Source organism: Peribacillus sp. SIMBA_075 (assembly GCF_046534585.1).
In genome coordinates this window covers 1-494 of the sequence record NZ_JAWRYN010000121.1, presented here as the reverse complement: position 1 = coordinate 494, position 494 = coordinate 1, and the positions used below count along the sequence as shown (strand labels likewise).

2 protein-coding genes are annotated in these 494 nt (G+C 33.2%); both read right to left on the bottom strand.

The window, feature by feature from the left end; genetic code table 11:
• Window positions 1–230: hypothetical protein (locus SB775_RS27425; protein WP_410864288.1), on the bottom strand; the 230-nt coding region annotated here is incomplete at its 3' end.
• Between the two features lie 33 nt (window positions 231–263).
• The gene (locus SB775_RS27420; protein ID WP_410608971.1) at window positions 264–389 is read right to left on the bottom strand and encodes a hypothetical protein; all 126 of its coding nucleotides are present in this window, start codon (window positions 387–389) and stop codon (window positions 264–266) included.
• Between the last annotated feature and the right edge of the window lie 105 nt (window positions 390–494).

The following is a 494-nucleotide window of genomic DNA, read 5'->3' as shown; positions in this document are numbered from 1 at the left end:
CCTTTCACAAACACCATTAACAGAACCCCGATTACAAATGAATGTGCTAGTGAAATTTCAGGGGAGCTAAACCCATATACTTTCACAAGTGGACTTAGTACAAAATTTAAGCCGTAAAAGATTACCCCTGCATTGACTACAGCACCAGCTGCTAACATTAGTGCGGATAATAAAATTGCACCTGATCCAATAAAGAATCCATTCCAAACTTGTTTTTCTTGATTATTCATTTCATTCTCCTTTTAATATATGTAATTTGTATTTTATTTTGATGAAACTGTAGTTGGTAGCAGAAAACCAACCAGGTATCCAGCTAAAAATGCAGCTAATGACCATTTAATTAATGTTAACCAGAATTTCTTATCTAGCTTATTGATCTTTTTTGGCAATATTTATTTCCTCCTATTCATTTATCTTCTTTAATCAATCTGTCCAAAGCTTTTAAAAGCATATTAAGTGATTTCTTGTCGCCCATTTCTTTTCGATTTGCCTCG